The 12,338-nt window shown below is 60.1% G+C and carries 11 protein-coding genes; 6 read left to right on the forward strand and 5 right to left on the reverse strand.

Annotated elements, in window-relative coordinates; genetic code table 11:
• Positions 1-166: 166 nt before the first annotated feature.
• The gene (gene nifJ / locus REA38_RS13485; protein ID WP_308886037.1) at positions 167-3,700 is read right to left on the reverse strand and encodes a pyruvate:ferredoxin (flavodoxin) oxidoreductase; all 3,534 of its coding nucleotides are present in this window, start codon (positions 3,698-3,700) and stop codon (positions 167-169) included.
• Positions 3,701-3,938: 238 nt separating this feature from the next.
• Between nifJ and ssmE the strand changes: the two genes are divergently transcribed.
• Both ssmE and REA38_RS13495 read left to right on the forward strand, forming a co-directional pair.
• Entirely contained in the window at positions 3,939-4,271 is a 333-nt protein-coding gene (ssmE, locus tag REA38_RS13490; RefSeq protein WP_033634669.1) for a multidrug efflux SMR transporter SsmE, read from the forward strand.
• Between the two features lie 499 nt (positions 4,272-4,770).
• Positions 4,771-5,025 (forward strand): DUF333 domain-containing protein, encoded by a 255-nt coding sequence (locus tag REA38_RS13495; protein ID WP_015377999.1) that lies wholly within the window; start codon positions 4,771-4,773, stop codon positions 5,023-5,025.
• A gap of 29 nt (positions 5,026-5,054) precedes the next feature.
• On the opposite strand, the gene hslJ is transcribed toward REA38_RS13495, so the two are convergent.
• From hslJ to REA38_RS13510, 3 genes are all read right to left on the reverse strand, one after another.
• On the reverse strand, positions 5,055-5,483 hold the full coding sequence (hslJ, locus tag REA38_RS13500) for a heat shock protein HslJ (protein WP_308886038.1): 429 nt from the start codon (positions 5,481-5,483) through the stop codon (positions 5,055-5,057).
• Positions 5,484-5,533: 50 nt separating this feature from the next.
• Entirely contained in the window at positions 5,534-6,526 is a 993-nt protein-coding gene (locus REA38_RS13505) for a 2-hydroxyacid dehydrogenase (RefSeq protein WP_016927571.1), read from the reverse strand.
• Between the two features lie 142 nt (positions 6,527-6,668).
• On the reverse strand, positions 6,669-6,959 hold the full coding sequence (locus tag REA38_RS13510; RefSeq protein ID WP_308886039.1) for a putative quinol monooxygenase: 291 nt from the start codon (positions 6,957-6,959) through the stop codon (positions 6,669-6,671).
• Between the two features lie 139 nt (positions 6,960-7,098).
• Between REA38_RS13510 and REA38_RS13515 the strand changes: the two genes are divergently transcribed.
• The 4 genes from REA38_RS13515 to REA38_RS13530 all read left to right on the forward strand — a co-directional run bounded on the left by REA38_RS13515 (position 7,099) and on the right by REA38_RS13530 (position 11,385).
• Positions 7,099-7,929: a LysR family transcriptional regulator gene (locus REA38_RS13515; protein WP_308886040.1), complete on the forward strand. Its 831-nt coding sequence runs from the start codon at positions 7,099-7,101 to the stop codon at positions 7,927-7,929.
• Positions 7,930-8,246: 317 nt separating this feature from the next.
• Complete coding sequence (locus tag REA38_RS13520; RefSeq protein ID WP_161726497.1) at positions 8,247-10,859, forward strand: YdbH family protein; 2,613 nt, start codon at positions 8,247-8,249, stop codon at positions 10,857-10,859.
• Positions 10,856-11,053 carry a YnbE family lipoprotein gene (locus tag REA38_RS13525; RefSeq protein ID WP_041035256.1) on the forward strand — a complete coding sequence of 66 codons (198 nt, stop codon included), beginning with the start codon at positions 10,856-10,858 and terminating at the stop codon, positions 11,051-11,053. The genes REA38_RS13520 and REA38_RS13525 overlap by 4 nt, the downstream gene beginning before the upstream one ends.
• An 8-nt stretch (positions 11,054-11,061) precedes the next feature.
• Positions 11,062-11,385 (forward strand): YdbL family protein, encoded by a 324-nt coding sequence (locus REA38_RS13530; protein WP_033634662.1) that lies wholly within the window; start codon positions 11,062-11,064, stop codon positions 11,383-11,385.
• Between the two features lie 120 nt (positions 11,386-11,505).
• On the opposite strand, the gene azoR is transcribed toward REA38_RS13530, so the two are convergent.
• Positions 11,506-12,111 (reverse strand): FMN-dependent NADH-azoreductase, encoded by a 606-nt coding sequence (gene azoR, locus REA38_RS13535; protein ID WP_033634661.1) that lies wholly within the window; start codon positions 12,109-12,111, stop codon positions 11,506-11,508.
• Positions 12,112-12,338 lie beyond the last annotated feature (227 nt).

Genomic DNA, 12,338 nt, shown 5'->3' on the forward strand with positions numbered 1-12,338 from the left:
ACCATTCAACCGGCCGCTTTTGATCATTATTCATCATCCTGCTGCCACGCGCCCGACGCGAGGCCTGTATGGTACGGATTGCGCGCAGGAATGCCAGCGGGTTTTTGCTGCGGCTGACGCCGGCGGTAAAAGAACAGGGCGCGAATCGCTCGCGCCTTGAGGGAGGTTACTCTGCGGCGGATTTTTCCGCCTTGCCGGCCAGCAGGCTGAGGAAATCGTATTTCTCCTGCAGCTCTTTCTCGGCGGCCTGATACAGCGCGCTGGCCACTTCCGGCTGCTGCGCGTTCAGGCGGCGGAAACGCTGTTCTTTCAGCAGCGTTTCCGACAGGCTGCTGTTCGGCGGCCGCGAATCCAGCGCCAATGCGGCCTTGCCCTCGGCGCTGCGGCGCGGATCGAAGCGGTACAGCGGCCAGAAGCCGGTGGCGGTCAGCTGTTTCATCTGATCGTGGCTGAGCGCCAGATCGTAGCCGTGCTCTTCGCACGGGCTGTAGGCGATGATCAGCGACGGCCCCGGATAGGCCTCGGCCTCCTGAATTGCTTTCACCGTTTGGTTGAGCTGCGCCCCCAGCGAGATCTGCGCCACGTAGACATGGCCGTACATCATCATGCTGACGCCCAAATCCTTGCGCGCCTTGCGCTTGCCGTGTTCGCCGAACTTGGTCACCGCGCCGAGCGGCGTGGCCTTCGACTGCTGGCCGCCGGTGTTGGAGTAGCACTGGGTGTCGAGCACCAGCACGTTGACGTTCTCCGTCAGGCTGAGGACGTGATCCAAACCGCCGAAGCCGATGTCGTAGGCCCAACCGTCACCGCCGATCAGCCAGATGGATTTATCCACCAGGTAGTCGGCGCCGGCCGCCAGCTGGCGCGCGTCTTCGCCTTCGAGATTGGCCAACAGCGTGCGCAGTTCGGCGATCTGCTTACGGCGCGGCTCCGGCGCCACGTCGCCCATCTGCAGGGCATTGACCAACCGCTCCGGCAGCTGCGGCGCCAGAGCATTTAGCAGGCGCAGCACTCGCGCGCGATGTTGATCGACCGTTAAACGGAAGCCCAGGCCGAATTCGGCGTTGTCTTCGAACAGCGAGTTGGCCCACGCCGGGCCGCGCCCTTCGGCGTTGGTGGTGTACGGCGTGGTCGGCAGGTTACCGCCGTAGATCGACGAGCAGCCGGTAGCGTTGGCGATCAGCAAGCGGTCGCCATAGAGCTGGGTCAACAGCTTGATGTACGGCGTTTCGCCGCAGCCGGAGCAGGCGCCGGAGTACTCGAACAGCGGCGTGATCAGCTGCGAGGTGCGAATGTCGATGCGCTCCAGCTGCGCCGGATCGATTTCCGGCAGCTGCAGGAAGAAGTCGTAGTTGTTTTTTTCCGCCGTCAGATTATCGAGGCGCGAAGCCATGTTGATGGCCTTGATCTCCGGGTTCTGGCGATCTTTCGCCGGGCAGACCTCGACGCACAGGTTACAGCCGGTGCAATCCTCCGGCGCTACCTGCAGCACGTATTTCTGGCCGCGCATATCGCGCGCTTTGACATCCAGCGACTGCAGGGAGGCGGGGGCGTGCTCCATCTCCGCCGGCTGAACCACCTTGGCGCGAATGGCGGAGTGCGGGCAGGCGGCGACGCAGTGGTTGCACTGGGTACACAGGTCGGGCTGCCAGATCGGGATCGCTTCGGCGATGTTGCGCTTTTCCCATTGGGTGGTGCCCACCGGCCAGGTGCCGTCCGGTGGGAAGGCGGAAACCGGCAGCGCATCGCCCAGCCCAGCCAGCATCGCGGCGGTGACGGTTTTGACGAAGTCCGGCGCGGCGTCCGAGACCACCGGCGGGCGCATCGGGCTGCTGGCGTCGACCGGCTGCAGCGGGATCTCGGTCAGCGCGGCCCGGGTGGCGCCCAGCGCCTGCCAGTTGCGCTCGACGATCTCCTGGCCCTTGCTGCTGTAGCTGCGGGCGATGGCGTCCTGCAGCTGTTGCAGCGCCACGTCGCTCGGCAGGATCTGCGTCAGGTGGAAGAACGCCATCTGCATCACGGTGTTGATGCGCGCGCCGAGCCGGCATTCGCGCGCCAGCTTGGCGGCGTTGATGATATAGAAACGCGCCTGGCGTTGGTGCAACAGCGCCTGAACCTCCTGCGGCAGGCGCGACCAGACCTCGTCGGCGCCGTAAGGGGTATTGAGCAGGAAGGTGCCGCCGGGCTTCAGGCGTTCGACCATTTGGTACTTATCGATAAACTGCAGCTGGTGGCAGCCGACGAAGTCCGCGCGGCTGACCAGGTAAGCCGAGTTGATCGGCTGCTCGCTGACGCGCAGGTGCGACACCGTCAGGCCGCCGGCCTTTTTGGAGTCGTAGACGAAATAGCCCTGGGCATACAGCGGCGTGGCATTGCCGATGATCTTGATGTTGTTCTTGGTGGCCGAGACCGAGCCGTCGCTGCCCAAACCGTAGAACAGCGCTTCCAGCGAGGCGCGCTGCGGCAGGATTTCGTCGCTCAGCGGCAGCGAAAGCCCGGTGACATCATCGAAGATGCCGACGGTAAAGCGCGGGCGCGGCTGCGGCTGGGCCAGCTCGCGGAACACCGCCAGCGCGCAGTCGGGGCCGAACTCTTTCGACGACAGGCCGTAACGGCCGCCGATCACCCGCGGCAGCGTGGTGCGCTCACCCCGGCTGTAGGCTTCCGCCAGCGCGGTCATCACGTCCAGATACAGCGGCTCGGCCAGCGCGCCCGGTTCTTTGGTGCGATCGAGCACCGCGACGCTGCGCACGCTGTCCGGCAGCGCGCCGAGCATATGCTGGGCGGAGAACGGCCGGAACAGCCGCACCTTCAGCACGCCGACTTTCTCGCCGCGGGTCAGCAGGGTGTCGATCACCTCTTCGCAGGTGCCGGCGGCGGAGCCCATCACCACCACCACGCGCTCGGCCTGCGGGTGGCCGTAATAGTCGAACGGCCGATAGTGGCGGCCGGTGAGGGCGGCGAAGGCTTCCATGGCGTCGATCACGTGCTGGCCGGTGGCGTCATACCACGGGTTGGTGGCTTCGCGCGACTGGAAATAGGTGTCCGGGTTGGCGGAAGTGCCGCGCACCACCGGATGATCCGGCGACAGCGCCCGGCTGCGGTGAGCGTCGATCGCCGCCTGCGGCAGCATTTGCCGCAGCGTATCGTCGCTGAGCGGCACGATCTTGTTGATTTCGTGCGAGGTGCGGAAGCCGTCGAAGAAATGGATAAACGGCACGCGCGCGTTGAGGGTGGCGGTCTGCGAGATCAGCGCGAAGTCCTGCGCCTCCTGCACGCTGCCGGCGCACAGCATGGCGCAGCCGGTCTGGCGCACCGCCATCACGTCCGAGTGGTCACCGAAGATGGACAGCGCGTGCGTGGCTACGGTGCGCGCGGCGACGTGCAGCACAAACGGCGTCAGCTCGCCGGCCAGTTTGTACAGCGTCGGGATCATCAACAGCAGACCCTGCGATGAGGTGAACGAGGTCGACAGCGCGCCGGTTTGCAAGGCGCCGTGCACGGTGGCGATAGCGCCGCCTTCCGACTGCATTTCCACTACCCGGGGAATATCGCCCCAGATGTTTTGCCGGCCATCACCGGACCAGGCATCCGCCTGCTCCGCCATGGTGGAACTCGGCGTGATAGGGTAGATGGCAATCACTTCGTTGGTGCGATAGGCCACGGAAGCGACTGCATTATTACCATCTGTAGTTATCATCGGCGTTACCTTTTCATTGCTCTCAAAGCCGCGAAAGCGCACTTTCGCAGTAATGGAAAAAAGTCTAACAGAGGGTTTGAACGCGGCTTTATCGTGTTTGTGTGGCGGGTGACAAATCGTCAAAGGCCTATTTCCTCGTCGATTGGGGGCCGGCGGCAATAAATTGTTTTCACCGTTTAAAGACAATTTATTTCCGGCACGTCATAATTGCGCATCGGCAAACTGACAGAAGAAAATCATGAGCGCATTTATGTATTTGACGATGGCGATAGTTGCGGAAGTGATCGCCACCACCATGTTGAAAGCTTCCGAGGGCTTTACCCGCCTGTGGCCGTCGCTGCTGGTGGTGCTGGGCTACGGCGTGGCATTTTGGGGGCTGTCGATGGTGGTCAAGAGTATGCCGCTGGGCATCGTGTATGCGATTTGGTCAGGCATGGGGATCGTGCTGGTGTCGGTCGCCGCGGTATTTGTTTATCAGCAAAAATTGGATTGGCCGGCGATCGTCGGCATGGGATTAATTATTGCCGGCGTGCTGGTGATTAATTTACTGTCCAAAGCCACGGTGCACTGAGTGTTATTTTAATGTGAAAAAAGGCCGGCGCGACAGCGAGTCGCGCCGGTTGAAGAATTCAGCCATCATTCACTGAAAATAGTGGAATGCTAATTACTTAGCGCCGCCAGCATAGACGCAAATATCGTCCTCTCCGGTAGCAAAAAATGCGCCGTTTTACTGAAAGCACGCGAAGATAATGAATAGCGATATCGCCGGAAAAACTTCCTGGTCGGCAGCGGTGACGTTATCACTTTCTGCGTGCGGCCGAAGCCTGGCAGCGGGTGGCGCCGTCACGTTTGGCACCGCGCGCCGGTGCGGAAATATTCTGCAAACAAAATAAATGTCCGGCCGACGCAAAAAAACGACAAATAATGGCTGGAATATATTTTCATTATTTATATATCGAGCTAGATTAAACAAGTTTGCATCAAAGATAGCGAAACGTGTCCGCCAAGTGACGCGCGTTATCAGCAATGGCGATTTTACACAGCGCAGTTCCGGGTTCAGGAGTGGGATAATGACGACATCAAAATGGCTGCTTGCCAGCGCCGTGCTGCTTTTAGCCGCCTGCAGCAGCAATAACGAAGAGCCAGTACAGCAGGGCAACAGTGCCAGAATCAATACGTTGCAGACCAGCGCCGGTTGCGCGGCGGTCGGCGGCGTCACCACCATCGCGCACAACCTGAACGGTGAAGCGCTGCGCATGTGCCAAATGCCGAACGGCAAGCAGTGCGAAGAACGCACGCTGGGCCTGGGCAGCTGCGCCGGGTAAGCCCGCGGTGCCAGGCCTGGCGCGCAGGATCAATACACCCAATCGCGCAGGGTATAGATAAGCGTGTGGCCGCTGCCGTTGAGCGTCAGCTGCTGGGCGCTTAGCGTCACTTCGGCGCCGTTTTCCAGCACGGGGCCGATCACTTGATCCCAGCGGTTGCGCTGTTCATCAGGGCACAGCCTGCGCGTCGTGGCCAGCGGTTTCACCGTCAGCACGCCGTCGCGTAATTGCCCCTGGCCGAAGAAGCGGTTGCACATCGCGCCGGAGACATGCAGGTTCTCGCCGAACTCCAGATTGAGCAGGCCGCCGCCCGCCGGTGGCTTCGCCGTTTCGCCATCCACGCTCTGCAACACGAAGTTGTGATGCAGCAGATCGCCTGGCGTGACGGCCGTATGTGGTTTCATGCTGCACCCCGCTAAAGCCAGCGCCGCAAGGGCGGCTACCGTGGTTTTTCTCATCGCGTTCTCTCAAATAAACAGGGCGCCGCAAGGGCGCCCCGAGGTGACGCTCAGGCGTTCAACTGGTTCGGGCAGGCTTCGCCGCGATCCAACTGGCTGATGTTCTGCAGCGTGGTTTGCGAAATGCTGGTCAGCGCCTCTTCGGTCAGGAAGGCCTGATGGCCGGTAAACAGCACGTTGTGGCAGGCCGAGAGGCGGCGGAACACGTCGTCCTGAATCACGTCGTTAGACTTGTCTTCGAAGAACAGATCGCGTTCGTTCTCGTAAACGTCCATTCCCAGCGCGCCGATTTTCTGCTGCTTCAGCGCGTCGATGGCGGCGGTGGAGTCGATCAGCGCGCCGCGGCTGGTGTTGATCACCATCACGCCGTTTTTCATCATCGCAAAGGCGTCGGCATTCAGCAGATGGTGGTTTTCCGGCGTCAGCGGGCAGTGCAGGGTGATCACGTCGGACTGCGCGTACAGCGTTTTCAGGTCGACATACTCCGCGCCCAGTTCCAGCGCCTGTTCGCTCGGGAACGGATCGTAAGCCAGCAGCTTCATGCCGAAGCCTTTCAGAATGCGCATCGTCGCCACGCCGATTTTACCGGTGCCGATCACGCCGGCGGTGCGATTGTGCATGTTAAAGCCGATCAGCCCTTCCAGCGAGAAATTGGCGTCGCGGGTGCGTTGATAGGCGCGGTGAATACGGCGGTTCAGGCACATCATCATGCCTACCGCGTGCTCCGCCACGGCTTCCGGTGAGTAGGCCGGCACGCGCACCACCTTGATGCCCAGTTCTTTGGCGGCGTCCAGATCGACATTATTGAAACCGGCGCAGCGCAGGGCGAGAATTTCGACGCCCAGCGCCGCCAGTTCTTCGAGCACTTCACGGCTGCCGTCGTCGTTGACGAAGATACACACCGCCTTGCAACCGGCGGCCGTTTTGGCGGTTTTTTTGCTGAGTAAAAAGTCGAAGAATTCCAGCTCATAGCCAAACTGCTGATTCACCAGTTCGAGATATTTACGGTCATACTGTTTGGTACTGTATATCGCCAATTTCATCGTGGTTTCTCCACCGTGATTTTGTGATCAATTTAACAGATTTTAGTAAATTCGACAATTGGTTAGCAGTTTGTCCCGCGCGGGGCTTGTTCTATCAGACAGGGGAGTGAAACCGGCCCGCATTGGGCCGGTTCACGCGGTTTTAACGAGCGATTTCCGTGTAATGATGCTCATCGTAATCATGGGTCAAATAACTGTTAACGACATCGTTAAAGGCGATCCAATGAGGCGTTTTCTGGTGTGCTGAAAGCGCCGCCTTATCGTCCCAGTTTTCGAGCAGCGCGTAGCTGTTCTCATCGCTCTGGCATTGCCAAAGCTGGTAAAAAGAGCAGCCGGTTTCTTTATTGGATTCCTGCACCATGGTGTTGAGCAGGCTCAGAAACGCTTGCCGCTTGGCCGGATTGACCTGAAAAAAGACGTTGAGCGTAATCATGATTGATTTCCTCGGTCGGTAATGAAACTGGATATCTCCAGGGGCAGCATTGTGCTGACAGCGAGGATTTTACGGACTTGATGGCTGACTAAAAGTGAAATAAAGTTCGTGAATCGTTCACTTTTGGTGAAGGCTTAAGATGTTTAAACGTGCCCAGTTAGCCACCTTTTGCATGGTGGTGGAGTCGGAGAGTCTCACGGCCGCGGCGGAGCGGCTGTTTTGCGTGCCCTCTAACGTGACCAAGAAATTAAAAGAGCTGGAAATGGCGTGCGGCGTCACGCTGTTCGAGCGTGAGCGCAATCGGCTGTCGCTCACGCCGGAAGGCCGGGCGCTTTACCATAAGGCCAAGCGTTTTTTGGCGCTCGAGGAGCGGGCGCGATCGCAGCTTGAACAGGATCCGGTGCAGGGCGAACTGAGGCTTGGCGCGCTGGATATCGCGTTGAGTCATCATTTGCCGCAAAAGTTGGCCCATTACCGTGCGCAAAATCGCCGCGTTCAGCTGAGTGTGGTGCAGGGATATTCGCTGGATCTGGAGTTTCAGCTGCAAAAAGGGGCGCTGGACGTGGTGTTTTCAGATGGGCCGATCGAACATCCGCAGATGCAGAGCCGGCGTGCTTTCCAGGAGCGTTTGGTCTTCATTGGCGGGGCATGTCGGCCGGCGTTGTTGGCAAAAAACGATCTCTATGTTTATTCGCGGCAATGCCACTATCGCCATCTGGTGGACGCCTGGCTGCAGAAGCAGCAAGTCATCCCCGCCGCGCTGCTGGAGGTGGAATGCTACGACGTGATATTTGCCTGCGTAACAGCGGGATTAGGCTATGCGTTTGTGCCCGAAAGTCTGGCGCGGCAGCGAAAGGTTGCATACATAGAATGCGGGAATGAAATGCGCAGCGATATTTATGCTATCTGGCGTAAAGCGAGCGACAGCCGCATATTGCACGATTTTATTGACGCCGTGATTCGGCATTAAGGCAAAAAAATCCCCACGGGGGTGTGGGGAATGGCTTCTCTAGTACACAGTTAGCTAGCAGCTGAACTTTTATTAGAATGGTTGCAAGACTATTAATCATCAATGGCAACGACAATAACAAAAGTCTGAAAACTGTCCTGTTTATGTGATGCATATGTAACGAAAATCTACAACTCCGCACGCGTTTGCGCCAAAAAGGTGCAAATCGCCGCTGCGACCCCGCTCAGCTTCACCCTATGTCAAATTCATGCCATCATTATTGTCAATTCAGGCATAGACTTAACCAATGCCTAACTCAGGAACGAAGCAACCATTTAATGACCAGGCGATTAAAAGTATTCATAGGGACGGTGGCGGGCTGCGCAATTCTGGTGCTGGCGTTGTGGCAAACTTTGCCGCGCTGGCTGCCGGGCGTGTTATCGCATTGGTTGCCGGCGGGAAGCCGCCTGGAGTTGCAGGGCAAATTGCACTGGCGCCAGGGCGGCCTGGCGCTGGCGGGGGCGCGTTTCACCGCGCAAGATTGCCTGCTGGCCAACGTCGGGCCGACGCGGTTGGCTTACCGCCAGGGCCGCTGGCAGCTGTCGAGCGATAAGGTCAGCGTCGATAGCGCCTGTTTGTCAAAACTGCCGGGCGGCGATGCCAACAGCGCGCCGCTGGCGCTCGATCAGCTGCAGCAACAGCTGCCGCCGCTGGACCTCACCATTAATGACCTGACGCTGGTTCCCTGGCAGCGCTATGCCGGCAAGCTGCAGCTTTCCTCCGGCCCTGACGGGCAACGCCTGCATTATCAGGGGCCGAATCTCAGCGCCGAGGCGCAGCTGGATGAAAAACAGCAGCTGACGTTGCAGAGCCTGACCGTCGTCCCGCCCAACAGCGCGCAACCGCTGCGTCTCGCCGGCAAGATAACCATTCCGCTGGATCTGGCCAGCCTGCCGACGCAGGGCGCGCTGCAGGGGGAAATGCAGACCGCCTATCTGGAAAAACCGGTATTGCTGGACATGCGCTGGCAACAGCGGCAGGGCGTGTTGACGGTAAGCGAAAAAGGCGACGATCGGCCGCTGGCGGTGCTGCCGTGGGAAGTCGCGCCGCAGCGGGTCAGCATCAGGCAGGGCGAGTGGCGTTGGCCGTACAGCGGGCAACCGTTGAACGGCGGCCTGAGCGTTGCGCTGCACGACTGGAGCAAAGGGTGGGATGAAACGGAGATCAGCGCGCGGCTGAACGTGATCACCGCCGGCCACAACGGCAAGGGCAATGCGGTGCTCACCCTCGGGCCGGGCAAGGTAGGGTTGACCGACAGCGATCTGCGCTTCCAATTGACCGGTCAGGCCAATCTGGCCGACTTCTCCGCCACCGCGTCGATTCCGGGCGTGATCGGCGGCAGCATTCTCAACCCGACGCTGGTGCTGCAGCCGGGGTCGCTGTTGCGCCTGTGGGGCAAGGTGACGCCGGAAATGACGCTGGAAGAGGCGCGTTTGCCGCTGGCGGGCGTGAAGGTGACTGCCGCCGGTATCACCGGCCGCCTGCAGGCGATTCTGAACGCCAGCGATAGCTATTGGGGGCGCTTCAAGCTGCACCTGGACGGCCAGGCGCAGGATTTCTGGCCGGACAAGGGCGACTGGCAGTGGCGTTACTGGGGCAACGGCCGGTTGCCGCCGCTGCAGGCCGCCTGGGACGTCGCCGGCAGCGGGCGCTGGCAGGACAGCGAGCTGGTGCTCGACAAGCTCTCCACCGGTTTCGATAAATTGAAGTATGGTTTGGTGACGGTCGCCGCGCCGCGCCTGAGCCTCAACCGGCCGCTGCGCTGGCGGCGTGATGAACAAAGCCCGCAGTTCAACGGCGAGCTGCAACTGGCGGCGGATAAGGTCAGCTTCAGCGACGGCGGCCATCTGCCGGCGCCGGTGCTGGCGCTGCAGGTGAACGGCCTTTCGCCGGACAGTTTCCAGCTGCAGGGCAAACTGCAGGCACAGCAGATCGGGCCGATCGCGCTGCGCGGCCGTTGGGACGGCGAACGCCTGCGCGGTGAAGCCTGGTGGCCGAAACAGTCGCTGAAGGTCTTCCAGCCGCTGCTCGCGCCGGATCTCAATCTCACGCTGCGCGATGGCGAGTTTTATGCGCAGTCGGCGTTTTCCGCCGCTCGCGAGCAGGGCTTCGAAGCCGGCGGCCACTGGGTGGTGAAAAACGGCGGCATGTGGCTGAAAGACGGCGAAATGAGCGGCCTGGACTTTATCCTTTCGTACCGGTTCAAGCAGCATCAGTGGCTGCTGGGGGCCAAACAGCCGGTGTCGCTGCGCATCAAGTCTTTCAGCAACCTGTTCGAGATGCAGAACATTTCCGCCGATCTGCAGGGCACCTATCCTTATAGCGAAGGGCAGCCGCTGACGTTGAGCAACGTCGGCGTGGACATGCTCAACGGGCATATCAGCCTGTCGGCGCTGCGGTTGCCGCAGCATGACGCCGCGGTGCTGAAGCTGGACAAGGTCGATCTCAGCGCGCTGTTTACCGCCCTGAAGCCGAAGCAGTTCGCCATGTCCGGCCGGGTCGACGGTGAGCTGCCGCTGTTCCTGAACCACCCGAAATGGCTGGTGCAGAACGGCTGGATCGCCAACGCCGGCACGTTGACGCTGCGGCTGGACAAAGACATGGCCGACGCCATCGGCAGCAACAACCTGGCGACCGGCGCGGCGATCGACTGGCTGCGCTACATGGAAATCAACCGTTCGCACGCCCGGGTCGATCTCGACAACCTGGGCGAACTGACGCTGAGCGCGCGTATCGACGGCATCAACCCGCAGAAGAACGCCAAGCGCGAGGTGATCCTGAACTATCGGCATCAGGAAAACGTGTTTCAGCTGTGGCGCAGTTTGCGCTTCGGCGACAATTTACAGGAGTGGCTGGAGCAGGCCCTCTCACAACCTGGGGAGCAACAATGAAAATCATGAGTGTGTCGACGCTGGCAGCGCTGCTGTGCGTTTCGCTGCTGAGCGGCTGCGTGCCGCGCATCGAGGTGGCGACGCCGAAGGATCCGATCACCATCAATATGAACGTCAAGATCGAGCATGAAATTCATATCAAGGTGGATAAGGACGTCGAAAACCTGCTGAAAACCCAAAGCGGTCTGTTCTAGGAGCCGACATGAAAAAACGTTATTTGTGGCTGGCCGGCGCCGCCTGGTTGTTCAGCGGCGTGGCGATGGCGTTGACGCTGGATGAGGCGAAGCAGCAAGGGCGGGTGGGCGAAACCCTGAGCGGCTATATCGCCCCGGTGAAGCAGGACGCGGAAACGCTGGCGCTGGTGAAGCGCATCAACGCCGGCCGCGCCGAGAAGTATCAGGAAGTGGCGGACGGCAACCATATCGCCGTCGACGAAGTGGCGCGCATGGCCGGGCAGAAGCTGGTGACGCGGGCGCAGAGCGGCGAGTATGTGCGCGGCATCAACGGCCAGTGGCTGAAGAAATAAAAAAAAGCGCGCCGTCTGGCGCGCCAAGAGATACGGATAGATGATTATTATGAGGGTAGTGCAGGTTTGACAGGACTTGCTTCTTGTCCGGCAGGGGCACGGCGCCCCCTGCGCAGGATCTTAGGCAGACACCACCTGAGACAGGGCCGCCTTGGCGTCTTCCTGTGCTTTGGTCGCCACTTCCGGGCCGTAGGCGATGCCTTCCGCGAAGACGAACTCCACGTCGGTAATGCCGATGAAGCCCAGGAACAGACGCAGGTAAGGTTCCACCAGGTCGGTCGGGGTGCCTTTATGAATGCCGCCGCGGCTGGTCAGGATCACCGCGCGTTTGTTTTTCACCAGGCCTTCCGGACCGTTTTCGGTGTAACGGAAGGTCACGCCGGCGCGGGCAACCAGGTCGAAATAGTTTTTCAGCTGGGTCGGGATGTTGAAGTTGTACATCGGCGCGGCAATCACGATGACGTCATTGGCCTGCAGCTCAGCGATCAGCTCGTCCGACAGGGCCAGCGCTTCTTGTTGACGCGGGGTCAACGGAGCATCGGAAGGACGCAGCGCGCCGACCAGTTCACCGTCCAGCACCGGGATGGGCTGTGCGGCCAGATCGCGCACGGTGATGGTGTCGCCGCTGTGGGCGTTGCTCCATTGCTCTACGAAGAAATCGGCCAGTTGGTTAGACTGAGAGTAGGTCGCCAGGATGCTTGATTTCAGAACCAATACGTTGCTCATCGATAATTCCTTACGTTGTGACAGTGACATCAGGACTCAGCGTCCCTTGCATGGAGTACATGCTATTCACATTCCTCCAACAGTGATAGCGCAATATTTCGAGATCTTCGTTCGATTTTATTGAATGACATGGCGAGGCTTTACTCGCGGAAGTAGGGGGAGAAAGCCGTTTGTGATAGGCTGTGCGGCTAAAGCAAAAAAATCGCTAAAAAAACATCAAACCGTTG

Origin of the sequence: Serratia sp. MF1(2023) (genome assembly GCF_030954545.1) — a bacterium.
GTDB classification, from domain to species: Bacteria; Pseudomonadota; Gammaproteobacteria; order Enterobacterales; family Enterobacteriaceae; genus Serratia; species Serratia sarumanii.

Bases quoted from the DNA above. Each gene is read 5' to 3' on its own strand.
- REA38_RS13530 (WP_033634662.1), top strand. From the start codon at position 11,062: ATGAAAAAACGTTATTTGTGGCTGGCCGGCGCCGCCTGGTTGTTCAGC.
- REA38_RS13525 (WP_041035256.1), top strand. From the start codon at position 10,856: ATGAAAATCATGAGTGTGTCGACGCTGGCAGCGCTGCTGTGCGTTTCG.
- REA38_RS13515 (WP_308886040.1), top strand. From the start codon at position 7,099: ATGTTTAAACGTGCCCAGTTAGCCACCTTTTGCATGGTGGTGGAGTCG.
- ssmE (WP_033634669.1), top strand. From the start codon at position 3,939: ATGAGCGCATTTATGTATTTGACGATGGCGATAGTTGCGGAAGTGATC.
- REA38_RS13520 (WP_161726497.1), top strand. From the start codon at position 8,247: ATGACCAGGCGATTAAAAGTATTCATAGGGACGGTGGCGGGCTGCGCA.
- nifJ (WP_308886037.1), bottom strand. From the start codon at position 3,700: ATGATAACTACAGATGGTAATAATGCAGTCGCTTCCGTGGCCTATCGC.
- hslJ (WP_308886038.1), bottom strand. From the start codon at position 5,483: ATGAGAAAAACCACGGTAGCCGCCCTTGCGGCGCTGGCTTTAGCGGGG.
- REA38_RS13510 (WP_308886039.1), bottom strand. From the start codon at position 6,959: ATGATTACGCTCAACGTCTTTTTTCAGGTCAATCCGGCCAAGCGGCAA.
- REA38_RS13505 (WP_016927571.1), bottom strand. From the start codon at position 6,526: ATGAAATTGGCGATATACAGTACCAAACAGTATGACCGTAAATATCTC.
- REA38_RS13495 (WP_015377999.1), top strand. From the start codon at position 4,771: ATGACGACATCAAAATGGCTGCTTGCCAGCGCCGTGCTGCTTTTAGCC.
- azoR (WP_033634661.1), bottom strand. From the start codon at position 12,111: ATGAGCAACGTATTGGTTCTGAAATCAAGCATCCTGGCGACCTACTCT.